Below are 23,664 nucleotides of genomic sequence, written 5' to 3' on the forward strand. Positions count from 1 at the left end.
ATTGTCTACAATGAGAAAGTGCAGTATAGAAACATTAGAAACTGTATAAAACGATTGTTAATAGGTTTTTTAGTTTAAATTTGTCACATAGAAAGGAAGCAATATGGAGGAACTACAACAAAATAAATCTGCTTTAAAAGAAAATACGAAACCGTTATTAAAAAATACGAATTTCCTTTTCCTTTGGGCAGCTACTCTTTTTTCAAGTTTTGCTTTAGCCTTTTTTACTTTTTCACAAACGTGGTACATAGCAAAAACATTAAACCTTGAGGCTTCACTCGGTGTTGTTTTCGTAGCTCTTAGTGTTCCAAGGCTTATTTTTATGATTATCGGCGGCGCTGTAGCTGATAAATTCCCGAAAAAAAACATTATGTTTTATTCTAATATTATTCGTGCTATTCTTGTCGCAACCATCCTTACATGGTTCATCGTAGGTGATGTAACACTATATACATTTGCTTTATTCGCTTTATTCTTTGGGCTTGCTGATGCTTTTTTCTGGTCAGCTGATGGATCTATCTTGCCTGAACTTGTAGAAAAAAGCCGTTTAACACAAGCAAACTCACTTACACAAATGTCAAATCAAGCATCGGTCATCTTAGGCCCTGTACTGGGCGGAATTCTTATCAAATTTACGAACTATGAAACGATCTTTTCGATCACGATTTTATTACTAATCGTCGCAGCCATACTCGTTCAAAAAATACAATTTACGATCCCAGAACAGCAAAATACAGACAAAGGCATGTTCACTTCTATTAAAGAAGGAATTTTATATGTAAAGGAATCACCATTCCTTTCAACTTTCCTTCTTTGTAGCGCCTTTTTAAACTTATTTTTAATCGGTCCGATGCAAGTTGGTTTCCCGCTTTTCGTTAAAAATGTTCTGCACGGTGACTCGCTTCAGTTCAGTTACTTAGAAGCATCTGTAGGAGGCGGAATGGCAATAGGCGCTGTCATTGTCGGTTTAAAAAATATTAATCGTAGACGCGGTCTATTTTGCATTATCATGATGCTACTGTCTGGTGTATTCTTCTTATCCATCAACTTTAGTACCGTACTGTGGCAAGCATTATTAGCTGGCATGTTTTACGGTATTACAATCGCAATGGCTATCGTTCCGCTTATGGCGATGATTCAATCGACAGTAAAAGAAGAAATGATGGGACGCGTAATGAGTCTACTTATGCTCTCATCAATGGGCTTTATCCCGCTTTCTTATGCATTCACATCAATCGCACTTGCAATAGGAATTCCAATCGTAACCGTTATGAAAAGCGGTGCAATCGCCGTTATCGTCTTCGTACTCTTTGTAGCGATTCGTGTTCCAGTTGTAAGAAAGTTTGATTAACTACTTGGAGTCATGTGTTATACGCATGGCTCCTTTTTAAACGGATCAAATAACGGTATCCCCTTACTTCTTCTCACGGCTGCTCCCCATTCTAGTCCAACCTCTAAAAATAGGTCCCGCACTGTACTATATAAAAGCGCCTTAACATTTTTACGGATTTCCCCGTATTTATACGCTCTCACAACACTCTTTACTCGCCAAATGAAATTTCCATACACTTCTTCATCAGCTAATATTTGCTCCAGTAAAACACCTTGCTCTAGTAACCCGCTCTTTTTATATGCAAGTTCCACCTTACTCCAAAATATATTAATCTTTTTCGGATTACGCGTCATTGGCACAAGTGCGTATATAAAAGGCTTCGGTATATCGTGACGGCAATACGTCTCATCAAGTTCGTACGTTTCTTTTCTATTCTCTTTTATTTGTGGAATGTTTTTAAAAAGAATTGTTTCCCCTTCACTTTTTTGCTCATTTTTACTACAGCCATCTACACGATCATCACTTTCACATGCGGACAATTTCATACGGTCATCCATGCGGTCAATTGCAGATGGAAGAAATACATATAAGTTTGCACTATATCCGCCGCGCTTATGTCTTTCTTTTGTCGCAACACGCTTTATAATTCCTAGTTCCTCTAGCTTTGCAATGGAGCGGCGTACTGTACGAATACTTTTTCCAATATTCGTCGCGATCGTCTCCATTAACGGACAAGCAACTCCCACTGTTTTCTGTTTCTCATTCACCGCATACTTCCCTAAAAAATGAATGATGTTAGTATCCGTTTTATTTAATTCAAATCGATAGCACTTCAAAATTTGTCTTTGATATGTGTTAAACTCTTCTTTACTTCGAAATTCACTATATGGTTTCATTAAGTTATATAAGCTTCCCATTTTTATCACCTCATTTATAGGTAAGAGTCAGGAAGAAAAATTGGCGGGATATTTTAATTTTTTTTGGAGGTGACAATATGATCGTAATTAGCGCTTGTTTAGGTGGTATCGCTTGTCGGTATGATGGAAATGACAATCTCGTTTCAAAAATAGAGGAGCTACTGCAACAAGAAGATACAGTCCTCATTTGTCCTGAAGTATTAGGAGGATTACCAACGCCTCGTCCCTCAGCTGAAATTATTGGCGGGAATGGCGATGACGTTTTAGATGGAAAAGCAAAAGTGGTGACAAAAGACGGTGAAGATGTCACCGCAGCTTTCGTAAACGGTGCTTATAAAGCATTAGAACAAATCAAAGATTTACGCCCAGAATATATTATTTTAAAAGAACGCAGTCCCTCTTGTGGTAGTTCTACAATTTACACTGGAGAATTTAACGGCAATAAACAAATTGGTTACGGGGTAACAACTGCTTTATTTAAAAGACATGGCTTTAAAGTCATTTCAGAAGAGGATTTTGAGAATATAAAAAGGAATTGACCCTGTTCGTCAATTCCTTTTTATCTGTCTTATTTCACACTTAATTTTTCTTTCACTTTCGCAGGAAGCTCATCTTTCTTTACTTCTTCCCAAGCTGATACACCTTTTTTATCTGAATGATATACACGTAGGAATGCATCTTTACGAAGATTTTTTTGTGCAGTAAATTCTAATTCTTTTTCTTTACCTTCTTTATCAAAACCAGTTAGTTTATATTGGTAATCTTTAAATGTCTCACCACTATCAGCTTTACTATACGTTTCTTTTCCATCTACTGTAATTTGAACGTAATACTCATCCTTACCCATACGGTTAATATCACAACCAACTAAAAGACTTGCGAATACAACTAAAATACTAAACAGTGCAATATATCTTTTCATTTCCTTCACCTCATGTTTTTTTCTTATATTATTATCTTAAAGCCCAGAGCTTAAAGAAGAAATTCAAAAACATGACATGAACATTACACTTTTGTAAGATAATAATTATTTCTTCACTTTAGAAACCTTCATCCCGTCACCAATTGGAATGAGTACGGATTCTAAATTTGGATGAGTTGCTACTACTTTGTGAAACTTCTTCATACACATAAACCAACCTCTAATTATGCAAAAGACAACAATCGTAAGAAAATAGATAAAAAATAATAATTCCTTACTCAACCAACTAGTGATTTCGTTTTCAATATGTGAAAAGGGATTTCTAAATGATGAATTGAATATATATTTATTGTTTTCTAGCTTTCGAGCGAAAGTTTTTTATATGTCCTAATTTAAAGTTTTCGAGAGGTGAAATAATATGAACCCTATTTTATTAGATGTTCCGTTACAAATAGAAACAGACAGACTCATTCTTCGAGCACCACTTCAAGCTGGTGAAGGGAATATAGTACAAGAAGCTATTAAAGATTCCATTAGTGAATTAAAGCAGTGGTTGCTTTTATTTCAGTCAATTCCTACTGTTGAAGAAACGGAAATTCTCCTGAGAAATGCATATATAGATTTTTTGAAAAGAGAAAGCTTTCGCTATCTTATCTACCATAAGGAGACGAATGATTTTATTGGAACTGCTAGCCTTCACAGAATTGATTGGAAGGTTTCTAAATGTGAAATTGGATACTGGATTAACACGCAATTTAGTGGAAATGGATATATGACAGAAGTAGTAAATGCGTTAATAAACCTTGGATTTCAGTTATTCAAATTTAGAAGGATTGAAATACGATGTGAATCTAACAATACGAAAAGTCGTGCGATCCCTGAAAAATTAGGCTTTGAGCTTGAAGGGATATTACGTAATGAAGATCTTTCAGCTGACGGTAAACAACTAATTGATACTTGCATCTATGCAAAGATAAATTAGATTGTAAAATTCGTTGTGCAACAAGGTCGGTTTCTAAATTGGGAAGGCGACGGTTTTGATTTTTTGTGACAAAAGAAAAGACCTTTTTAGCGATTTTCCTCCATCGCTAAAAAGGTCTTTCTCTATTTCGGCTAAAAACTTAGCACTCTTCCGGCTTACCAGCATTCGTCGCTGTACGGAAAGATGATCCACATCCGCATGATGCGATTGCGTTTGGATTATCAATTGTGAATCCACCGCCAAGCATAGATTGTTTATAATCAATTTTTACTCCTTTAACAATTGGAGCACTTTCTGTATCAATAACAAATTCAACACCGAAAAATTCAAGAACTGTGTCGTCTTCTTTTGGTTCTACTTCAAATCCTAAGCCGTAAGAAAGGCCAGTACATCCGCCGCCATGTACAGCAAGGCGCACGTACTTCTCTCCATCTTCAGCATCTTTTAACATATCTTTAATTTGAAAAGCTGCTTGTTCTGTTACTTCAATCATGAAATACACCATCCTTTCTGTTCTCATTCTATTATACATCTTTACGCTTCTATCTTGTACTCATACACTCCGCGGCAAATTACTTCTGCTGGTCCTTTCATTAACACATTGCCTTCTTCTGTCCATGCAATCATTAAATCGCCGCCAGCTAAATGAACTGTAATTTCCTTACCATGTTCCATTTTCCCATTTAAAATAGAGGCTACAACTGCAGCACACGCCCCTGTTCCGCAAGCTTGTGTTACACCAGATCCACGTTCCCAAACGCGGAAGTTCATCTCTGCATCATTCAAAATTTCGACGAATTCAACATTTACTCGCTCTGGGAACATTTCATGTGTCTCCAGAACTGGCCCAAGTGTTGTAAGAGGTGCTTGCTCTACATCATCAACAAAAATAACCGCATGCGGATTCCCCATTGAAACAGCTGTAAATGCATAACGATGATTATTGTATAAGAAGTTTTCACGAATAAATGGTGTTTCACCTTCACCAAGCATCGGTATTTCTGCACGTGTTAAACGCGGTGCTCCCATATCGATTTTCGCTAATGTAACTTTCCCTTCTTCTACCGTTACTTCCGCCGTTACAATACCAGCTAACGTTTCAATTGTGAAAACTGTTTCTTCTACTAGTTTATGCTCATACGCATATTTCGCTACGCAGCGTAAACCGTTTCCACAGCTCTTTCCTTCTGAACCATCATTATTAAACATGCGCATTTTCACCGGAGCTACGTCAGATGGACAAATTAAAATCATTCCATCTGCTCCAATACCAGTATTAATATTTGAAACCTTTTCCGCCACAAGAACTAAATCTTCTTCAGGAATTTGTTCTTCAAACATATTTACATATATATAACTATTGCCAAGACCATGCATTTTTGTAAAAGAAAATTGGCTCATTTGTATTCACTCCAAAAATAGTTTGTTATTTTAAGTATAAAATGCACGCTTTTAGAACACAATATGAATGTCCCCCGTTTCTCATATTTTACAACATTTGGCGATGAGCCATTCTTGCACAAATTGTGTAAGAAAAAAGCCCTTTTACAAGGGCCTTTTTTATTTATATACAATATTATCCTCCCCCGCGAAAGGAAATTTTATCTAATAGAAAAAGAAAAGGGTGCTGCTGATTGCAACACCTTAAAACATTGGATTTTCATCCAAATAATCATATACATTATTGACCAATTCTTCTACTGTAGCACCTTGTACTACTTCACCATTTACGAGTGCAAACGGTCCTTCAAAACAAATGCCACAATATCCTAAACAACCATACTCCATTACATCTAAATTCGGATCTTTTTCTAATTTCTCTAAAGCTGCTTGTGAGCCACTCGCAAGGTTACCTACACAAAATTCAATTAATGGTTTAATCAAAATTCTCCCCCCTGTACTACAAAACAAATTACCTTCTGACTCTATCTATTAAGAAGAAGACTAAGCTGCCTCTTGTTGTTTTCGTTATACATTCTAAACTATTTAGTTACTTCACTATTTCACTTCAAAGTAGATGGTCTTATTTTATATAACATGCTACTCGCAATGAAATAGTAACTAAAAAGGAAAAACAGTTTACTTTACTTTTCTTCTTATTGTACAACAGAGTATTCATTCATGCATTGTTATTTGTTCACAAATTCGATATAATTTGATTGAGTAAAGTCGAAATATTTTATTAATATAAAATTGTATGATTAGGGGATATTTCAACAGAAAAGGGGTAATCCATCATGAAACACCTCGTAATACTAGGTGGCGGCTACGGTGGAATGAGAATTCTGCAGCGGCTACTTCCAAGCAACCAACTTCCAGATGATGTACAAGTGACATTAATCGACAAAGTACCATATCATTGCTTCAAAACTGAATATTATGCATTAGTTGCGGGTACTATTTCAGAAACGCATATTCGTATACCGTTTCCCGAGCACCCACGCCTCAATATTCAATACGGCACAATAACAAATATTGATCTCGAAGAAAAAGCTGTTCATCTCGATGGCGGCGAAGCGATCCCATATGATGATTTAATTATCGGTCTTGGCTGTGAGGATAAATATCATAACGTTCCTGGGGCGAAGGAATATACACATAGCCTACAATCGATTGAACAAACACGTAAGACATATGAACAATTAAATAGTCTAGAACCAAACGCAACAGTAGCTGTCGTTGGCGCTGGATTAAGTGGCGTTGAAGTTGCAAGTGAACTTCGCGAAAGCCGTTCTGATTTAAAAATTCACTTATTTGATCGAAAAGATAGAATTCTATTCCCATATCCAGAGAAATTAAGTAGATACGTAGAAGAATGGTTCGTAAAACATAAAGTTACTATTATACGAAACTCTAACATTACAAAAGTAGAACCAAATATTGTGTACAACCACGATGAACCACTTGAATGTGATGCAATCGTCTGGACAGCTGGTATTCAAGCAAATGAAGTTGTTCGAAATCTTCCAGTTGAACAAGATGGTAGCGGACGGGTTATTTTAACAAAATATCACAATATTCCAAATAACGAGCACGTGTATGTTGTAGGGGATTGCGCAGCACTTCCACACGCTCCATCTGCCCAACTTGCTGAAGGTCAAGGAGAGCAAATTGTCCAAATATTATTAAAACGTTGGAATAATGAACCACTTCCTGACGAACTACCTGTAATTAAATTAAAAGGTGTTCTCGGCTCTCTTGGTAAGAAGCACGGCTTTGGTTTACTTGCAAACCAACCATTAATGGGACGTGTACCGAGATTATTAAAATCCGGTCTTCTTTGGATGTACAAATATCATAAAGGTTAATACTTTACAGACTGTCTACTAAATAGGCAGTCTCTTTTATGAGTTAAAATATAATTATCAGACACATTTTTCTCAATATGGATGATGATTTATTTTTCATTTTTATATTAAAAACTATTGATAAACAGTGTATGCTATTTATAAGTTGTTTTATTATTTCCTTTAAGACCGAAGTCATTCGGTCTTATTTTTTTATGTTGTAAATACTTTTACAGGAGGTATTCCATTTCACTTATGAACTTAACAAAACTAAACGATCGAATAGAAGCGAAGAAGGAAGAATTGATCTATCTCGTTGAAAAGTACGGATTCACTCATGATAAAGTAATTTCTTTCAGCCAAGAATTAGATCGTTTACTTAACTTATTAATAGAACTCAAGACGAAGAAAAAACGTTGCTCTTTATAACCGTTATCTTCTCTTTTTTGATACGATATAAAGTGAAACTTTAATCAGTGGGGGTTTTGTTCATCCCCCACTGATTATTAGTTGAACCAATCGGGCTTTTACGGGCAGTTGATTCCCCACCTAACTTCTTTGCTTTCGCTGAATTTTGAGGTGGGGGGCTTACTGCCCGTTAATGCGGGATAAATAGAATCAGAAAGGAGCCCATTTATGTTTATATTAAAAGACGTTACATATAAAGATATACTACACATTCCTTATTTACAGATTCAAAAAGAAAAAATCACATGTATTATCGGTGAGAGTGGGAGCGGAAAAAGTACATTGCTTCGCATGCTAAATGATTTACAATCCCCAACATCCGGTACAATTGAATACAACGGAAAGCTGATTTCTGATTATCCTCCTATTCAATTACGACGTGACGTAGTCATGCTTGGGCAAACTCCACCTATTTTTGATGGATCGATTAAAGACAATCTATTAATGGGACTTCGTCTTTCTGAAAAACCATTTCCAAATGATGATATTTTGCGAGGCGCACTAACGACTGTTAGCTTAGAAAAAAATTTAGAAGACAACGCTGATTCCTTATCAGGCGGAGAAAAACAACGACTTGCTTTTGCACGTATCGTACTTATGGATCCACCTGTTTATTTATTAGATGAACCCACCTCGGCACTAGATAGCGATACAGAACGCCGCGTTATGAAACAATTTACTATGCTAGCAAGAGAAAAGAAAAAAACAGTTATCTTCATTACACACTCACAACAACTTCCAGAAGAAATTGCAGACGATATTATTGAAATTAGTAAAACAAACGGTGCAACTAGAAAGGAAGTGCTCTCAATTGAAGGGCGTTATTGAACTCCAAATTTGGCAACTTGCCGCTGCATATATTTTCATTCTTATTTTAATCGGGCTTGTAAAATTAAAAGGGATACCTCGTGAAAAACAAATCGCGCTCGCAACATTCCGTATGACCATTCAGCTCGTACTTGTTGCCTATGTCCTTACATACGTATTTGAAAACAGTAATCCATTTTATACAATTGCCCTTATTACTTCTATTACTACCTTTGCAATTTTTAATATTTATAAACGAGTTAACATCCCAATGTCAAAAGACTTAAAACGAGTAGCCGCTCTTTCCATGGTTGCCGGATCAATTGGGCCACTTCTACTATTTATCTTTGTTATTATCGGTCATGATCCTTGGTATGCGCCGCAATATATCGTTCCGATTACGGGAATGTTAGTTGGGAATGCGATGACAGGTGTTTCTCTCGGTGCAAATACGTTCTTAAACAATATGAAATCGCAAAGAGGTCAAATCGAAGGAGCACTTATGCTCGGCGCAACACCGAAAGAAGCCGCTGCACCGCTCATACGCGACGCTTTTGACTCTGCTATTTTACCAACGATCAATTCTATGGTCGGAATGGGGATTATAAGCTTACCAGGCATGATGACTGGTCAAATCTTAGCTGGTGTATCACCATTTACAGCCATTCAATATCAAATCGCCATTATACTTGGTATTTCAGGAAGCACTGCCTTTGCTGTTATTATCTTCTTACAGCTTGGATATAAAACATTCTTTAATAAGCGGTGTCAGTTAAAAGAGGTTGACTATAGTGCGCGATAAATGGTGCACTGTTCATGGTAAATGAAATTATATCGACGATTCGACAAGGAATATCGACTTACCGACAAAAAATGACATAATAAAAAGAGGGGGCCCATTCGCCTCCTCTTTTTACTTACGCCTTCTTAACAAACTGTGATTTTAACTTCATTGCTCCGAAACCGTCGATTTTGCAATCAATATCGTGATCGCCATCAACTAGACGGATACTCTTTACTTTCGTACCGATCTTCACAACTGAAGAAGTTCCTTTTACTTTTAAATCTTTAATAACAGTAACAGCATCGCCGTCTTGAAGAACGTTTCCGTTCGCATCTTTTACAACTTTTGCACCATCATTATTTTCAGCTTCTGCTTCTTGGCCCCACTCATGAGCACATTCTGGACATACGAAAAGAACGCCATCCTCATACGTATATTCTGAATTACATTTTGGACAATTTGGTAAAGTAGCCATAAATTCATTTCCTCCGTTCATTATTTATACGTAAAAATCAAAATTGATTTTTACATCTCGATAAATAAAATTTGTATAGCATTTCTTTATAGTGCCATAGTCTTACGTTATTGACAACCCTACCTCAAATTCTCATTTTTTATTGTATTTTACAAAATTTCAATTCGTATGGTGTTTCCAAGTAAAAAAGAAGAACCCTCACAAGATTCTTCTTTTCAAAATGAACGAGTTCTCACTAGAACCCCCAACCATTTTCTTCAATATAAAATTGATACTCTTCTAACTCTTCTTCACTTAACTTCTTATTATTCTCATATACTTCTTGCCATTCAAAATAGTCTTCACTGAAATAAACAGCAAATTTAATTTTCACGTTTTTCTTCTCCATATAATCATAACCAGTAAATTCTACTACATCATAATCTGCTTCTTTCTTCACAAGCTTCCAAGTTGGATTATCGGTCATAACTTCTAAAGTAAATCCTTCACCACTTGAACGCACAACATTTTTAATATTCGGCTCGGTTGGCAAAAGAGAGAGTCCTAACATAGCTCCACCAAACACGATTCCAACTATAACCTGGAAACCAACCATACCAGCAAAACTAGCGCTACCCTTTGATTGTAAGTAATACGCCTTCTCGTGATCAGGCCTATCTTCTTCTTTATGTAAAACACGAACAGCATGCTTATAATATAAACGGTTTCCTTGCCATCCAGTAAATATCATCATTCCTAATTGAAGAGCTAAACTACATGTTAAATAAATCCCATCTGAAATATCTATAAACGGAGTTACAACGATACTAGGTACCGCCAATAACGTAAGTATAATAAATAACTTATACATTTTACGATAAGCTAACCAAAAGGTTGGGAAGAAAAAGGCTACCCAGTTCCACGTATTCCCTTGCGCTGGATTTTCTACTTTGCCCCACTTAAAGTCATAATAAGCTGTATTCTTTTGAACAACTTTATGTAAATCTTGCGGGGAATTTGTTTCTTGTAAAACAGTGTCCTTCACGTACATCATCCTTTTCTTCTTTCTGCATACATGTATTTTATAGAAAGAAAAAGAAGGAATCTAACAAAAAGTACATATATTTCATAAAATTGAACGGAAATCGAATATATTCCGACAATTACCCGTTTATTATTTCATTTTACTTTTAAATATATTAGAATACTTATAAATGATACGTTTAATACACTAAGTTAAGCATTTTATATATTTGATAATAAAAATGTTTCACATGAAACTATCTATATTTTGTATTACCTTGCCTCTACACAATGTGTGTAAAGCCTTTTCTACCTACTACAAAATACGAAAGACGCCCTTTTTAAAAAGGCGTCTTTTTACAGTTGAAAATTTACTAGTATAAAAAATGCATTATTTAATAAATGAATTCCCCATGGAACGAGTAAATTATTTGTTTTCTTATAAGTGTAGGCTAAACATATACCACCACCAAAAATATATAAAACACCACCTAAAGTAAGTGGATGTCCTAAAGTAAATATAAAAGCACTTATAACAATACTAGTAAGTGTAGAAAAGCGCTGAGATAATTTTGTGAAAAACATCCCCCGAAATAAAAGTTCTTCCCAAATCGGTGCAAAAGTGGTGAGTACCACTACGTATAAAATGATTTCACTTTTAGTAGGCTCTATTACTTATTAGATTCATTCACCCCAAGCCCATGTGGTAAAACTAAATTCAATCCTGCATGATATATAAGCAGTATGATCATTGTCATTACTATCGTTACATAATGCTTAAAATTATTGAACTGTATTGATTTCACTAACTGTAAACAATGATTCCTTGCTGGTGAATATATTGAAATAATAGTAAGAAATGTTAAAGGCGGAATAAGATGATCTAGGAAGAATCATATACAAGGTTCAAAAAACCCACTCCATACATGACCCCCAAAATAATTATTATCATACTAATTACTTCGAGCATACTCATTTGTACATTCTTTTCTTCATATGTAGCTAATTCTGTATTCATCCTATCCCCTCCAGTATAATTAAACCTTTTATTCCATCATATACCAACTTTAACAAAAAAACAGACGATACCATCTACTGTATCGCCTGTTTTTCCCTACCAGTTCTCTCTACATGTTTCAATTAAATGCAGTAAGTACCTCTTCGTCATATCAGCCCTTCTCCACCTTGAGAGCATTCGCTTTTCTTTTGGATTCTGTCGTATTCTCGCTACTTCTTTTAATAAAAGTTCCCATTCTTCCCCTGAACGTTCTAACAAGTATTGCAATCCTCTATCTTTTGAAACGATTGTTTTATGATCTAGTGTATACAAAATACGTCCCATTGTAACGACAGCTGATTCTACCCACTCTTCTATAAAAAATAAATATGGTTGCTTCGCTTTTTCACTCCAGTACTGTTCTACGTTGTATTTCATCGTATTTACTACATCATCCCACCTTATTTGAAACGAAAGATCTTCAGCTTCTTTCCCGGTAACTGTAATACCTTGATTTTTTAACGTCCACCATGTGACCGCATTAATATCCCAATGACCTATATTCGCTTTACCATCTGCACAATACACGTACTCATTCATTTCATCATTGTATTTCCCTAAATCAGCACGCGGAATATACATACCATCCATTCTTTTACCTAACGTACTCTCACTAAGTTTCTTATGAAGTTCTACAAGTTGCTGTTTTTCAGCTTCATTCACAGAATCACTTATTACTGTAACAAAATCGACATCACTCGATTCTGCCTGAAATGCACCAAGTGCGATGGAGCCGTAAATATATACCCCGACTATTTTTTCGTCTAAAAAAATTTCTTTTAATTCTACTGTGTACCGCTCCATTAACTGTCGCACTTCCTTTGGTAACGCATGCTTCACTCCATTTTCCACATCTATCCCTCCATTAAAAAAAGCCTTCGCAAATTCGCAAAGGCTTCCTGTTTTATAAATATTTCTCGATTTCTTCGTAAACATCCTTCAAACGAGGATTTCCTTCTCCAACAACTTCTCCATTTACAAGAACGACTGGATAAAATAGATCTTCCTCCACTACGCGCTCTGCGAATGCTTTTTTATCTTCATCTTCTTGTTTTTCTTGAAAATCAATATACTCGAAATTAAATTTATTTTCTTGTCCTTCATATTTACGCCCAATTGCCGCTTGTAACCATTCAAACGTTTCTGTTGAAGATGGCATTCCAACGCAGCTTGCACAAATTACTTTCGTCCCATACACTTGCACATTAACCATTTCTTCTCCCCCACTTCTTGTTTCAACAGTATATTAAGATGTCTTATTACATAAGCACATCATTTTACAAACTTATTCCCTACCCCTATACTGAAAAAACACGTTATAAACATGATAAAAAATTTCGACATTAAAACAAGAACAGAAAAAATAGATTTTCCCCTCTATCTTGATTATAATAAAACTGATGAAAGGAGTCGATAAAAATGGAAAACCCACATATGGAAGAACAAGTACTAGAAGTATTAGATAAATTACGTCCATTCTTACTTCGCGATGGCGGAGACGTTGAATTAGTAGACATTGAAGAAGGTATCGTAAAATTACGCCTTATGGGTGCTTGCGGAAGCTGCCCAAGTTCTACAATCACACTAAAAGCTGGTATCGAACGCGCATTACTTGAAGAAGTACCAGGCGTTATTGAAGTAGAACAAGTATTTTAATCTAAAAGCGGAAGCGGCTCATTCAGAATCGCTTCCTAGAAAGAGACCCATTTGGGTCTCTTTTTTTATTCAAATAACACTTATCCTTTAACATCATAAAACAAAATTGGAAATCCTTCTCAAAAAATGCGATAATTAATAATATAGAATCGTTCACACATATACAGAAAAAAACATAGGGGGACGACACATGCCAAGAATGGGAAACACTTTTTTAACAATTCAAGAACTAGAAAAGAAAAAAGAGTATTTATTAGATCTTTCATCCGTTATACCAACATGGAATACGAGTTATCAATTTTTATTTAAAGAAATCCAGCAAGAATTATTGAGTAAAGTAAATGAAAAAATCGAAAGACATCAATTCATTTTAAATATATGTGCAGATCAACAGGTAGGGGCATAATGTATTACATACAATTGTGATATATAAAAAAGAGACCTCAATCGGTCTCTTTTTTATATTTTAAGATAGCCAATCTAATTTCCTAATCCCTAACTTATCAACTGGTAAACGAAGTGAACCATAAAAGTGCTTCATAAATTGCTCAGAGCGGTTCACATCGTGTAAAATGGCTTCTAAGCGATCTCTATATATGCTTTTTTGTTCTTCATTTCCTGTTTGGTAATATCGTTCGACTGTTTCAAAGTAGTGAAGTGGGAACAGGAGCCTTGCAAATAATAGGCGCCAACCAAACGAAGATAGCGAATAATTCCGTTCATAATCTGTAACAAATTGAACGATTGTTTGCTCCCAGTCTTTCTTTTTTTCTATCATCATATAGCGAATTAATTCTGCCATATCTCGAGTTGGGTGATCATACACCCAATCGAAAGGAAGTTTGAGGCGCTTCGTTTGATGCCATAATAAAGGTGTGAATCGCTCTTGGCAAATTGTTGCTGCATCAGTCAGTTGCGGCGTATCATCCATCTCTGTATCGACAACATATTGAATTGCATTTTCTGCAACTCCTAAGTAATACGGGAAGGATTCAATAAACAATTGATCGAATACGTCTGTAGGGTGGTTCATCACTTGTGATTGCCAAAACTTTTCTAATTGATCGAGCCTTTTTTCCCATAATGCTTTCCATTCGCCTATGCGGCTTAATTGCTCGATTTCTTCTGGAAAGAATGCACCTCGTTTATGGAATATAGAAAGCTCACTTCCTAATGATGTAGCATGTCGTTCTAACGCACGCATACCTTTTAATAAGCAGTAATTTTGTTCTTCTATCTCACATACATAGTAGCCGTGTATAGTCGGAACGAAAGTCGCTACAGTTATATCCCCTTGCTGGTTCATATAGTCACTGAGCTTTTTCATCTCTACAAGTACTTCTTCCTCCATTTCTCCAATTGGAACAAGTACATAAATTTTGTTGCGAATCCAAAAGCTTTTATAGGGGCCAAGGGGGATTAATTCTTTAACATGCATGTGATAATGCTCATAAATATGATGAATCATCGCAGTCGCCACCTATGGTTTTTCTTTATATATATGAGCTTGTGCTCGCCTTTCATTCCTATGCACATGATAAAGCAACGAAACGTATACAAATACTAAAAAGAAAAAAAGGTGATAAACATGAAAGAATCAAATCAACTACAAGAAAGAGCATTACAACTATTACAAGAACGCGGTGTAACAATTGACGATATTGCTGAGCTTGTTCATTTTCTTCAAAAAAAATATCATCCAAATTTAGAGATGTCAGAATGCCGTTATAACGTTGAGCGTGTATTATCAAAACGTGAAGTACAAAACGCACTGATTACTGGTATCGAACTCGATGTCCTTGCTGAAAAAGGAATGTTAAGTGAGCCGTTACAAGATATCGTAAAACGTGATGAAGGCTTATACGGAATTGATGAAGTGATTGCACTTTCTATCGTTAATGTGTACGGCTCTATCGGTTTCACGAACTTTGGATATATCGATAAATTAAAACCTGGTATTTTAGAATTCTTAAATGATAAATCATCTGGAAAGGTGCATACATTCCTTGATGATATCGTTGGCGGAATCGCTGCCGCTGCTTCAAGCCGCTTAGCACACAGAGCTGAGCATTCGGAATAATAAAATATGAAAGACCGTCAGTTTCATACTGACGGTCTTTCATATTCCATGAGCATAAATTCTCTTCCGCGGCTTAAAAAAATAGGACCTTGTTGAAAACCTAAGTTTTCATATAGCGTAATCGCTCTTATATTAAATGTCGCTACACTAAGTCGAAACGTCTTCGGCTTATATTCTTTCATTGCAAAGGCTAGCCCAGCTTTGAAAAACATTTTTCCCAGCCCGTTCCCTGTTAACGCTGGCTTCATGCCAAGTCCGATATCAATTACATCTTCTCCACCATATAAATGAGCATCTCTTCCACCTGGTACTTGTGCATTTTCCCCAAAACAAAAATAGCCGATAAACTCTCCCTTATCGTCACAACAACCGTAATACGTCCCATCTAATAATTCTTCTATTACTTCTTCCTCTCCTGAAAAACTATACAAATTATAAGGTTCTTCATACGCCCACGTATTTATCTCATTTGCTTCTGCTACCGTTAACTTATGTATATCCATCCTTCTCTCTCCTTATCAAATATTCTATATATACTCATTCATTTTTCGTGCCTCATTTCCCTCTAATTGGAATATGCATAATTACATACGCGCACCTATGAAACAAATGGTACAATTTATTTGAATCGCTGTTGCTACACTTCTTGATCAAAGAAAAGGCGTTAAAACGGATATTAGCGCCTTATCAAACTCAAGCAATTGGTACATTTTGTCATCATGAAAGACACTCGAAAGAGTGTCTTTTTTTTATACCTCACAAGGACTTACTCATTTCAACATATAAACACATAAAATAATGTAATTCTTTATACCCACGAATCTTTTTCTAAAAGTTGTGAAGTAGACTCAAAATAAAAAAGCACTCTTGGCTAGAGTGCTTTTTACTTTCAAATAAGGAGGTTACATAATATGGATAGTACCCTCGTATTTAACTTTGGCATTGGTATTGTCATCATTTTATTTGTTTTCTTTGTTCTTTGTATGAGTGGGGTATAGAAAGACGATTTTAGCCGTCTTTTTATACATACATATGTATGTATCATTTGACTTCTACAACAGAAGTAACCATACTAGTTACACAAATACATAAAAACTATTCACATATCCACAAATAGGAGGAAGAACAATGAAACATGTAATCGTTTATGCACACCCAAATATAGAAAGCTTCAACCATGCGATTTTAGAAACGGTAAAAAATGAATTAGAAGAAAAAGGTCATGAAGTACGCGTTCGAGATCTATATGAATTAAACTTCAATCCAGTATTAGGCGCTTCCGATTTCATCTCATTTTCTCAAGGAAACACACCAGAAGATATTAAAGAAGAGCAAGAGCATATCTCTTGGGCTGATAGCATTACATTCATTTATCCAGTTTGGTGGGCGGGACTTCCTGCTATTTTAAAAGGATACGTTGACCGTGTATTTAGCCATGGCTTCGCTTATGCTTACGGTGAAAATGGTATTGAAAAGTTATTAAGCAGTAAAAAAGGCTTATTATTATCTACAATGGGAAATTCGAAAGAAGCATACACAGCAGGCGGTATGTTTGAAGCAATGAAGAAAACAGCAGATGTTGGTATTTTTGAATTTACAGGCATCGGAACAATTGAGCATACATTCTATACGAGTGTTCCTTCTGTGGATGATACTGTGCGTAAACAATATCTTGAAGAAGTGAAAGATGTTGTGAATCGTGCGTTTTAATAAAAAAACAGGTAACCTCTTCCGGTTACCTGTTTTTCATTACATCTTCTCAATCCACTCCGTCAAGTTATGCACAACTTGCGTTGGTTGTACTTCATATTCTGTTAACTTCTCCACAGTTGTGACTCCAGTGTGGACAAGAAGGGTATGCATGCCAGCATTTACTCCCGCTAAAATGTCTGTATCGTAGTTATCCCCAACCATTAATGCTTCATCTTTTCCTATACCAAGCACTTTTAACGCTTGTTCCATAATGATTGATTCTGGTTTTCCAATAAAGATTGGATCCACGCCTGTTGATACTGTTACAACTGATGTTAATGAACCGTTACCTGGTAATAATCCGCGCTCAGTTGGAATGGCGATATCTCCATTTGTAGAAATAAACGTTGCGCCGTTACGCACAGCAAGACAAGCTTTTGCTAATTTTTCATATGTGATGTCACGATCTAAACCGACAACAACGAAATCAGGATTTTCATCCACAAGTTCAAATCCTTTTTCCACAAGTGCATCATGTAAGCCTTCTTCACCAATCATATATACAGTTGCGTCTTGTTTACGTTCATAAATGAAGTTCGCTGTCGCCATACTCGTTGTGAATACTTGCTCTGCTTCCGCTGGAATATCGAAACGAACAAGTTTTTCTGCCACTTGTTCTGGTTTACGCGTTGAATTATTCGTAACGAATAAATAAGGAATGCCGCGCTCTCCTAATGCTTTTACGAAGTCGCTCGCTTCTTCAATTTGTTCTTCTCCGCGATACATCGTACCGTCTAAGTCAATTAAGTAACCTTTATACATCATTATGTCTCTCCTTCTATGCTAACGTTCTCACCTATCATACCACTCTTATATTACCCGCTTTTTCCAAAGAAAAAAACGCTTTACCTTAAAGCGCCCCACAACGTTCATTTTTTCTCTTTTACTTGGTAAGAACAACTACAATCGCCCTCACACATGTTTGCTAACGTCTTTACATCTGCTCCTGCAAATAAACGATTATACATCTCTTTCTCATCTGCACATACTTGCGGGAATCTCTCTGCAATTTCTTTTAACGGACAGTTTTGTTTTTCAATTACGAAAGAGTTCTCTCCATCTCTCTTTATTTGAACCATATAACCATTTTTCTCTTGCATAGCTGCTATCTCTTGCACTTTATATGCTAAATTCTTTTGATTACTCACTCGCTTTTGCAACTGCTCTTCCATTCGCTTCGTTCTCTCTTTTAAAACGTAACGAAGTATTTTTTCATCGCCCATTCGAGCTAAATCTTCTAGCATATCAATAGCAAATTGCTTATACTCCTTCGGGAATGTATCTTCTCCCTTTTCGCTTAATCCATACAAATAAGTTGGTCTTCCGACATGTTGTCTTACCATCTTAGAATAAATGAAACCATCTTTCTCAAGATTACTTAAATGTCTTCGGATCGCCATTTCTGTAATCTCTAAAACGTCAGCTAGTTCCGCTACCGTGTGCTCTCCCTTTACTTTCAACAATTGTACAATTTCATCTTTCGTCGTACGTGCTTCCCCCATGCTTTACCCTTCTCCCTTTTCCCTTTACTTTCTCACATACAATATAAGATCCCCAAAAGATAGTCCTGGGGATCTTATAAGCATAATTATTCTGGTACAAATGCAGATACAGGTCCTAATTCCTTCTCTAAATAACTGCGAATATTTGCTGGGTATTTCTCTACCACTGCAATATGTTTTTGAATCGTCTTATATAATTCATCATGATTCATTTGAATATAATCTTGCGTAAGCATTTTTCGAAGAAGGATAATTTCTTTCATCCCTTGTCCATCTTCTGCACTTATCACTCGCTCATCCATCAAAATATCGATAATATCTTCATAACTTCCTGGATCGCGCATAATAAATCCATCAATCATCGCATTCCCTACATCTAATACACAATCAATCATTAGATGAGCTATGCGTTCTAATGCGTAAAATTCAAACTCGGTTTCATATATCTTTTTCTCTTGAAATGTACTTGTTGCTCGTTCTAAACATACTAGCATTTGTTCTATTTTCTTTCTGTCTACAAAATACATGAATGTCACCTACCTGGAAATTAAAGCATTTACATTTTAATTGTAACGCTTTCTTCTGAAAAAATCGACAATTTTTCGAATTCACCTTTTCTCCGTTATTTGTTATAGTTATATTTGTATGATTTTTGAAATTGGAGGAATGGAATCTTGGAACGTGAACTCGCACTAGAAATTGTCCGTGTAACAGAAGCAGCAGCATTAGCATCCGCACAGTGGATGGGCCGCGGAAAGAAAAACGAAGCAGATGATGCAGCAACTACAGCAATGCGTGATATGTTTGATTCAGTAAACATGGCAGGTACAGTTGTAATTGGTGAAGGAGAACTTGATGAAGCACCGATGTTATATATTGGTGAAGAACTAGGAACAGGTAACGGTCCAGAAGTAGACATCGCCGTTGATCCATTAGAAGGTACAAACATCGTTGCAAAAGGTCTTGCAAATGCAATGGCAGTTATCGCAATCGCAGATAAAGGAAACCTTCTTCATGCTCCTGATATGTACATGGAAAAAATCGCGGTTGGTCCAAAAGCAGCTGGTAAAATTAGCCTAGATGATCCAATTGAAAAAACAATCGAAATTGTAGCAGAAGCTAACAATAAAAAGATTCGTGATCTAACAGTTATCGTGCAAGAACGTGAACGTCATCAAGATATTATTGACCGTGTTCGTGCAAAAGGTGCACGCGTAAAATTATTTGGTGATGGTGATGTTGGTGCGTCAATCGCAACAGCACTACCTGGAACAGGTATCGACTTATTCGTAGGTACTGGCGGAGCTCCAGAAGGTGTTATTTCTGCAGCAGCATTAAAATGCCTTGAAGGTGAAATGCAAGCTCGCTTAGTTCCAATGAACGAAGAAGAAGAAGCTCGTTGTCGTGAAATGGGATTAGAAGATCCTCGTCAACTTCTTATGTTAGATGACTTAGTATCTGGGGATGATGCAATCTTCTCAGCAACTGGTGTATCTGCTGGTGAGTTATTAGACGGTGTTAAATTCCTTGGTGGAGATTTAGCTGAAACATATTCTATCGTTATGCGTTACAAAACAAGAACGGTACGATTCATTAAAACGCATCACCATTTAGATCATAAACCACACTTAAACTTAGATATTTAATAAAGGAGCCATGTGTATGGAAGAACGTTTCTTTCTGTACGACGATACAGTCGCTACAAGAACTCGTTTCGTTAGCTTTATGGGAGAAAATGAGCGTCATGATTTAGCGCTTTTATACTCCGATCGTCATTACGGTAAAACAATCGTCCTTGATATGCAGCGCAATAGATTTGCAATCATCGGTCCTGACGATTTAAACGAACCAGGCTACTTAGAGCATGCATTTTCTATGACTGAAGAAATTGCAGAAGAACTACGCTCATTTTTATTTGAACTTATATAATTTATCGTAGACACCAGCTATTTTAGCTGGTGTTTTTTCACTGTAAGTATTTTGAATTTTCAAACCTTATGTTATAATTAAGAATAAATCTATTTGGATAGAAAGGACGTTATCTACGTATGCCGACATTTACTTTGTAATGGACCAGCAATTGGATAGCATTACTCTCAAAAAAGCACCGTGCTTTTTCAAGGGAGTAGTCTGCCCATTCCCATTACAAGGAACGTAACGCATCTGTAGTATGATGTTTACGGAGGTTCCTCTTTGGGGAACCTCCTTTTATTTTTGTCTATTTCTCATGTCTTCATACTACAAGACATCCAAATAGCTGTATTACGTTCCTTTACCACTACTATAAGAGGTGAAGGAAAATGCAGAAAGTACAACTTTCTTGGAGTTTATATGAAAATGAACAAGGTACAATTGAAAAGTATTGTAAAAATTGCAGACGCACTACCCTATTTACTGACACGAATATTCGTAGGCATAACGCCAACGGAAAAAATATATATCGTTTTGCCATTTATAAATGTCCGAAAGATCATACGTGGAACCAAAAACTTCGTATTTATAAAGCATTTACTGATCACGTTGAAACAGTCGATATGACCCAGCAAGATCAAACAGAAACAACTACTACCATTTCCATTATGCAACATAAAGAAAACGGCATAGCCGAAATCACGATCGTATTAGATATCGTTTTCGGTTCCCACCGAATGGATAAAGCTTTATCCACATATATTTCCGACTGGAGCCGTACACGCATTGTGGATAAAATTAAAAATGGGGATATTCAATTGAACGGACAACAAATGAAACCAAATGCAATACTTTCTGAAGGCGACTCTATTTCGATTTGTTTGTGAGCAAGTATAAAAAAAATCCTCTTACAATCGTAAGAGGATTTTTTTATTTCTTCACTTTTCGTAATACGAAGTGTGCACAACCGAAGTTACAGTACTCGTATAAATACTCCGTTAACGTACTAATTTTCGTATCATATGTCGAACGTTGATTACTGTCATCAAAGAAACCGCGCAATCTAAGTTGCTCATAACCCCAGTCCCCAACGATATAATCATATTTATTTAAAATTTCTGCATAACGCTCTTTAAATGCTTCTTCACTAAAACCGTCACGAAAGTTTTTAATTACTTCGTACTGCACATTATTAATGCTCACCGTAGCATGCATCTCTTGCTCTTGCTTTTGCTCCATCATTAACTTCCTCTCTAAGCATTCTTCTTTTTATCGTATCACAAAGCATACCAACCAACAATTTCAAATACAAAAAATTGAAAATTAGTGCATGCTATGGAGAAGGAGGTGATACATCGTGAAAAAACAAATTATACTCTCTCTCCTCACTCTTTCCTTATTTGCAGGCTGTCAATCAACGAATAAAGCCGAAATGGAACGTGAAGAAGGAAGTCGTGTTCTTGTTTCCAATAAAAACGACATGTATCATACGGAAAATACAAATACACGGCTTACAAGAGTCGGTTATTCATCTAAACAAAAACATGAAGTATCTAACAAACAAGTAGGAGCCATTAACCGCGAGAAAGTCGCTGAAATGATTACAAGCATGACAGTCAAACTTCCTGACGTTACAAACGCTGCTACGCTCGTTACCGATGATGAAGTATTTGTTGTATACCGTGCAAACACAACGGATCCAAAACTCGTAGCAGATCAAGTATATAAAGCTGCTTTGTCCATCGTCCCTCGCTATTATAAAGCATATGTATCAACAGACCAAAAGTTGATTTCTCAAATTCAAGGGCTTCAATCTGGCGCGTTAAATGATACAGAATATACACAAAGCCTTGATATGCTAAAGCGAGAAATGAGCAAAAATCCTCATTTGAACAATACGGGGGATCAAACTTTGAATGATATGATAAAAAAATAAAGAAGGTGGAGAAAACCTCCATCTTCTTTATTTTTTACTATTTCTTACGATCCGCATAAACTTCCATCGCATCACACATAAACTGTGCTAACCCTTCGCCAAACTTATCAATATTTTTCGTGAAGCGCTCATCAGCGACGTACATTTGACCGAGTCCCTTAAAAGCATCTAATGAATATTCTCCGAAGTTTTGCAAGTAATCGTACCATACTCCAATTGCTTCTTGTGCCTCTTTAGAATTTGGTGCGCCGTGTCTAAGCGCCGCTAAATTTCTATAAATAGTATTAAACTCTTCTTGATTGTCTTTTGACATGCCTTTCGCGTATTCATTCGCTTTATCTACAGCTGCGTCTTCCCATCGTTCACGCGCTTCTTCTTCGTACGGATTATGGCTGAAATCGAAGCCTTCAAATTTCTCTTTATTCGTCATTTCAATCTCTCCTTTTGTATGCTGAATTGTTTTATCAATCGTCGCAATCACCTTATCTAATCTGGCACGCTTTTCAAGAAGCATTTTCTTATGAAGCTGTAGTGCTTCTTCGTGGTCAAATGATGGACTCATGATAATTTCTTTAATTTTCTTTAGAGGGAAGCCTAGTTCTTTAAAAAATAAAATTTGCTGCAATGTCTCTAAATTTTCATTGGAATACAGACGATATCCAGACTCTGTCGTCTCGTCTGGAGTTAATAACCCAATTTCATCGTAATGATGCAGTGTGCGCACACTAATTCCAACTAAATTAGCTACTTCTTTTACCTTCATTGTCATGTGTATCTCCCCCTTAATACATAC

Annotated in this window: 32 protein-coding genes and 1 pseudogene; 15 read left to right on the plus strand and 18 right to left on the minus strand. The window is 36.2% G+C overall.

Translation table 11 applies throughout. The annotated features are described in order from the left end of the window. Window positions 1-103 precede the first annotated feature (103 nt). A complete protein-coding gene (locus J0835_RS24295; RefSeq protein WP_087982803.1) occupies window positions 104-1,351 on the plus strand; it encodes an MFS transporter in 1,248 nt (415 codons plus the stop codon). A 17-nt stretch (window positions 1,352-1,368) separates the two neighbouring features. Here J0835_RS24295 and J0835_RS24300 read toward each other — a convergent pair whose 3' ends face one another. Next, window positions 1,369-2,250 carry a helix-turn-helix domain-containing protein gene (locus J0835_RS24300; protein WP_087982805.1) on the minus strand — a complete coding sequence of 294 codons (882 nt, stop codon included), beginning with the start codon at window positions 2,248-2,250 and terminating at the stop codon, window positions 1,369-1,371. 77 nt (window positions 2,251-2,327) lie between these two features. On the opposite strand from J0835_RS24300, the gene J0835_RS24305 reads away from it, so the two are divergent. Continuing rightward, window positions 2,328-2,789, plus strand: coding sequence for a DUF523 domain-containing protein (locus J0835_RS24305; protein WP_087982807.1), 462 nt, complete (start codon window positions 2,328-2,330; stop codon window positions 2,787-2,789). A gap of 29 nt (window positions 2,790-2,818) precedes the next feature. On the opposite strand, the gene J0835_RS24310 is transcribed toward J0835_RS24305, so the two are convergent. Next, a complete protein-coding gene (locus J0835_RS24310; RefSeq protein ID WP_087982809.1) occupies window positions 2,819-3,172 on the minus strand; it encodes a YxeA family protein in 354 nt (117 codons plus the stop codon). Window positions 3,173-3,277: 105 nt separating this feature from the next. Then, complete coding sequence (locus J0835_RS24315; protein ID WP_087982811.1) at window positions 3,278-3,382, minus strand: methyltransferase; 105 nt, start codon at window positions 3,380-3,382, stop codon at window positions 3,278-3,280. 208 nt (window positions 3,383-3,590) lie between these two features. Between J0835_RS24315 and J0835_RS24320 the strand changes: the two genes are divergently transcribed. After that, the gene (locus tag J0835_RS24320; RefSeq protein WP_087982813.1) at window positions 3,591-4,154 is read left to right on the plus strand and encodes a GNAT family N-acetyltransferase; all 564 of its coding nucleotides are present in this window, start codon (window positions 3,591-3,593) and stop codon (window positions 4,152-4,154) included. A 139-nt stretch (window positions 4,155-4,293) separates the two neighbouring features. On the opposite strand, the gene J0835_RS24325 is transcribed toward J0835_RS24320, so the two are convergent. The 3 genes from J0835_RS24325 to J0835_RS24335 form a co-directional block, all read right to left on the minus strand. After that, entirely contained in the window at window positions 4,294-4,647 is a 354-nt protein-coding gene (locus tag J0835_RS24325) for a HesB/IscA family protein (RefSeq protein WP_000573830.1), read from the minus strand. 41 nt (window positions 4,648-4,688) lie between these two features. Next, complete coding sequence (dapF, locus tag J0835_RS24330) at window positions 4,689-5,555, minus strand: diaminopimelate epimerase (protein ID WP_087982815.1); 867 nt, start codon at window positions 5,553-5,555, stop codon at window positions 4,689-4,691. Between the two features lie 243 nt (window positions 5,556-5,798). Then, window positions 5,799-6,038 (minus strand): YuzB family protein, encoded by a 240-nt coding sequence (locus tag J0835_RS24335; protein ID WP_000595025.1) that lies wholly within the window; start codon window positions 6,036-6,038, stop codon window positions 5,799-5,801. 353 nt (window positions 6,039-6,391) lie between these two features. Between J0835_RS24335 and J0835_RS24340 the strand changes: the two genes are divergently transcribed. The 4 genes from J0835_RS24340 to J0835_RS24355 all read left to right on the plus strand — a co-directional run bounded on the left by J0835_RS24340 (window position 6,392) and on the right by J0835_RS24355 (window position 9,518). After that, window positions 6,392-7,462 (plus strand): NAD(P)/FAD-dependent oxidoreductase, encoded by a 1,071-nt coding sequence (locus J0835_RS24340; protein ID WP_087982817.1) that lies wholly within the window; start codon window positions 6,392-6,394, stop codon window positions 7,460-7,462. A gap of 234 nt (window positions 7,463-7,696) precedes the next feature. Further along, window positions 7,697-7,870, plus strand: coding sequence for an aspartyl-phosphate phosphatase Spo0E family protein (locus J0835_RS24345; RefSeq protein ID WP_087982818.1), 174 nt, complete (start codon window positions 7,697-7,699; stop codon window positions 7,868-7,870). A gap of 207 nt (window positions 7,871-8,077) precedes the next feature. After that, complete coding sequence (locus J0835_RS24350; RefSeq protein ID WP_087982820.1) at window positions 8,078-8,737, plus strand: ABC transporter ATP-binding protein; 660 nt, start codon at window positions 8,078-8,080, stop codon at window positions 8,735-8,737. Next, window positions 8,721-9,518, plus strand: coding sequence for an ABC transporter permease (locus J0835_RS24355; protein ID WP_087982822.1), 798 nt, complete (start codon window positions 8,721-8,723; stop codon window positions 9,516-9,518). Before J0835_RS24350 ends, J0835_RS24355 begins: the two co-directional genes overlap by 17 nt. A 115-nt stretch (window positions 9,519-9,633) precedes the next feature. Here the strand turns inward: J0835_RS24355 and phnA are convergent, their stop codons facing one another. From phnA to J0835_RS24380, 5 genes and pseudogenes are all read right to left on the minus strand, one after another. After that, window positions 9,634-9,975: an alkylphosphonate utilization operon protein PhnA gene (gene phnA / locus J0835_RS24360; protein ID WP_000212737.1), complete on the minus strand. Its 342-nt coding sequence runs from the start codon at window positions 9,973-9,975 to the stop codon at window positions 9,634-9,636. 235 nt (window positions 9,976-10,210) lie between these two features. Next, window positions 10,211-11,005 carry a DUF2628 domain-containing protein gene (locus J0835_RS24365; protein WP_087982870.1) on the minus strand — a complete coding sequence of 265 codons (795 nt, stop codon included), beginning with the start codon at window positions 11,003-11,005 and terminating at the stop codon, window positions 10,211-10,213. Between the two features lie 329 nt (window positions 11,006-11,334). After that, window positions 11,335-11,995: pseudogene (locus J0835_RS24370) on the minus strand (lysostaphin resistance A-like protein). Between the two features lie 96 nt (window positions 11,996-12,091). After that, window positions 12,092-12,970 (minus strand): nucleotidyltransferase domain-containing protein, encoded by an 879-nt coding sequence (locus tag J0835_RS24375; protein WP_087982824.1) that lies wholly within the window; start codon window positions 12,968-12,970, stop codon window positions 12,092-12,094. Continuing rightward, the gene (locus J0835_RS24380; RefSeq protein WP_048561653.1) at window positions 12,939-13,247 is read right to left on the minus strand and encodes a YuzD family protein; all 309 of its coding nucleotides are present in this window, start codon (window positions 13,245-13,247) and stop codon (window positions 12,939-12,941) included. Before J0835_RS24380 ends, J0835_RS24375 begins: the two co-directional genes overlap by 32 nt. A gap of 206 nt (window positions 13,248-13,453) precedes the next feature. On the opposite strand from J0835_RS24380, the gene J0835_RS24385 reads away from it, so the two are divergent. After that, the gene (locus J0835_RS24385) at window positions 13,454-13,690 is read left to right on the plus strand and encodes a NifU family protein (protein WP_000431158.1); all 237 of its coding nucleotides are present in this window, start codon (window positions 13,454-13,456) and stop codon (window positions 13,688-13,690) included. A gap of 190 nt (window positions 13,691-13,880) precedes the next feature. After that, the gene (locus tag J0835_RS24390) at window positions 13,881-14,096 is read left to right on the plus strand and encodes a hypothetical protein (protein ID WP_016096616.1); all 216 of its coding nucleotides are present in this window, start codon (window positions 13,881-13,883) and stop codon (window positions 14,094-14,096) included. Window positions 14,097-14,156: 60 nt separating this feature from the next. Here the strand turns inward: J0835_RS24390 and yutH are convergent, their stop codons facing one another. After that, window positions 14,157-15,158, minus strand: a complete 1,002-nt coding sequence (gene yutH / locus J0835_RS24395) for a spore coat putative kinase YutH (RefSeq protein ID WP_087982826.1) — start codon at window positions 15,156-15,158, stop codon at window positions 14,157-14,159. A 120-nt stretch (window positions 15,159-15,278) separates the two neighbouring features. Here yutH and J0835_RS24400 point away from each other — a divergent pair, with 120 nt between their 5' ends. Continuing rightward, window positions 15,279-15,770, plus strand: coding sequence for a phosphatidylglycerophosphatase A family protein (locus tag J0835_RS24400; RefSeq protein WP_000665100.1), 492 nt, complete (start codon window positions 15,279-15,281; stop codon window positions 15,768-15,770). A 23-nt stretch (window positions 15,771-15,793) separates the two neighbouring features. Here the strand turns inward: J0835_RS24400 and J0835_RS24405 are convergent, their stop codons facing one another. Beyond that, complete coding sequence (locus J0835_RS24405) at window positions 15,794-16,273, minus strand: GNAT family N-acetyltransferase (RefSeq protein WP_087982827.1); 480 nt, start codon at window positions 16,271-16,273, stop codon at window positions 15,794-15,796. Window positions 16,274-16,898: 625 nt separating this feature from the next. Here J0835_RS24405 and J0835_RS24410 point away from each other — a divergent pair. Continuing rightward, the gene (locus tag J0835_RS24410; RefSeq protein WP_087982829.1) at window positions 16,899-17,480 is read left to right on the plus strand and encodes an NAD(P)H-dependent oxidoreductase; all 582 of its coding nucleotides are present in this window, start codon (window positions 16,899-16,901) and stop codon (window positions 17,478-17,480) included. A 39-nt stretch (window positions 17,481-17,519) separates the two neighbouring features. Here the strand turns inward: J0835_RS24410 and J0835_RS24415 are convergent, their stop codons facing one another. The 3 genes from J0835_RS24415 to J0835_RS24425 all read right to left on the minus strand — a co-directional run bounded on the left by J0835_RS24415 (window position 17,520) and on the right by J0835_RS24425 (window position 19,551). Further along, entirely contained in the window at window positions 17,520-18,284 is a 765-nt protein-coding gene (locus tag J0835_RS24415) for a TIGR01457 family HAD-type hydrolase (RefSeq protein ID WP_002096233.1), read from the minus strand. Window positions 18,285-18,391: 107 nt separating this feature from the next. Next, the gene (locus J0835_RS24420; protein ID WP_087982831.1) at window positions 18,392-19,024 is read right to left on the minus strand and encodes a helix-turn-helix transcriptional regulator; all 633 of its coding nucleotides are present in this window, start codon (window positions 19,022-19,024) and stop codon (window positions 18,392-18,394) included. 86 nt (window positions 19,025-19,110) lie between these two features. Then, on the minus strand, window positions 19,111-19,551 hold the full coding sequence (locus J0835_RS24425; RefSeq protein ID WP_001990845.1) for a DUF86 domain-containing protein: 441 nt from the start codon (window positions 19,549-19,551) through the stop codon (window positions 19,111-19,113). A gap of 147 nt (window positions 19,552-19,698) precedes the next feature. Here J0835_RS24425 and glpX point away from each other — a divergent pair, with 147 nt between their 5' ends. From glpX to J0835_RS24440, 3 genes are all read left to right on the plus strand, one after another. Then, complete coding sequence (gene glpX, locus J0835_RS24430; protein ID WP_000439095.1) at window positions 19,699-20,670, plus strand: class II fructose-bisphosphatase; 972 nt, start codon at window positions 19,699-19,701, stop codon at window positions 20,668-20,670. A gap of 16 nt (window positions 20,671-20,686) precedes the next feature. After that, window positions 20,687-20,953, plus strand: coding sequence for a DUF3055 domain-containing protein (locus tag J0835_RS24435; protein WP_000392616.1), 267 nt, complete (start codon window positions 20,687-20,689; stop codon window positions 20,951-20,953). A 371-nt stretch (window positions 20,954-21,324) separates the two neighbouring features. Beyond that, the gene (locus tag J0835_RS24440) at window positions 21,325-21,822 is read left to right on the plus strand and encodes a cytoplasmic protein (protein WP_087982833.1); all 498 of its coding nucleotides are present in this window, start codon (window positions 21,325-21,327) and stop codon (window positions 21,820-21,822) included. Between the two features lie 43 nt (window positions 21,823-21,865). On the opposite strand, the gene J0835_RS24445 is transcribed toward J0835_RS24440, so the two are convergent. Then, on the minus strand, window positions 21,866-22,177 hold the full coding sequence (locus J0835_RS24445) for a YutD family protein (RefSeq protein WP_002008894.1): 312 nt from the start codon (window positions 22,175-22,177) through the stop codon (window positions 21,866-21,868). 115 nt (window positions 22,178-22,292) lie between these two features. Here J0835_RS24445 and J0835_RS24450 point away from each other — a divergent pair, with 115 nt between their 5' ends. Further along, the gene (locus tag J0835_RS24450; RefSeq protein ID WP_002191082.1) at window positions 22,293-22,871 is read left to right on the plus strand and encodes a YhcN/YlaJ family sporulation lipoprotein; all 579 of its coding nucleotides are present in this window, start codon (window positions 22,293-22,295) and stop codon (window positions 22,869-22,871) included. A gap of 37 nt (window positions 22,872-22,908) precedes the next feature. On the opposite strand, the gene J0835_RS24455 is transcribed toward J0835_RS24450, so the two are convergent. Continuing rightward, window positions 22,909-23,640 (minus strand): MerR family transcriptional regulator, encoded by a 732-nt coding sequence (locus tag J0835_RS24455; RefSeq protein WP_087982834.1) that lies wholly within the window; start codon window positions 23,638-23,640, stop codon window positions 22,909-22,911. Between the last annotated feature and the right edge of the window lie 24 nt (window positions 23,641-23,664).

It is taken from the genome of Bacillus cereus group sp. Sample62 (assembly GCF_036851315.1).
In the GTDB taxonomy this organism is placed as follows: domain Bacteria; phylum Bacillota; class Bacilli; order Bacillales; family Bacillaceae_G; genus Bacillus_A; species Bacillus_A wiedmannii.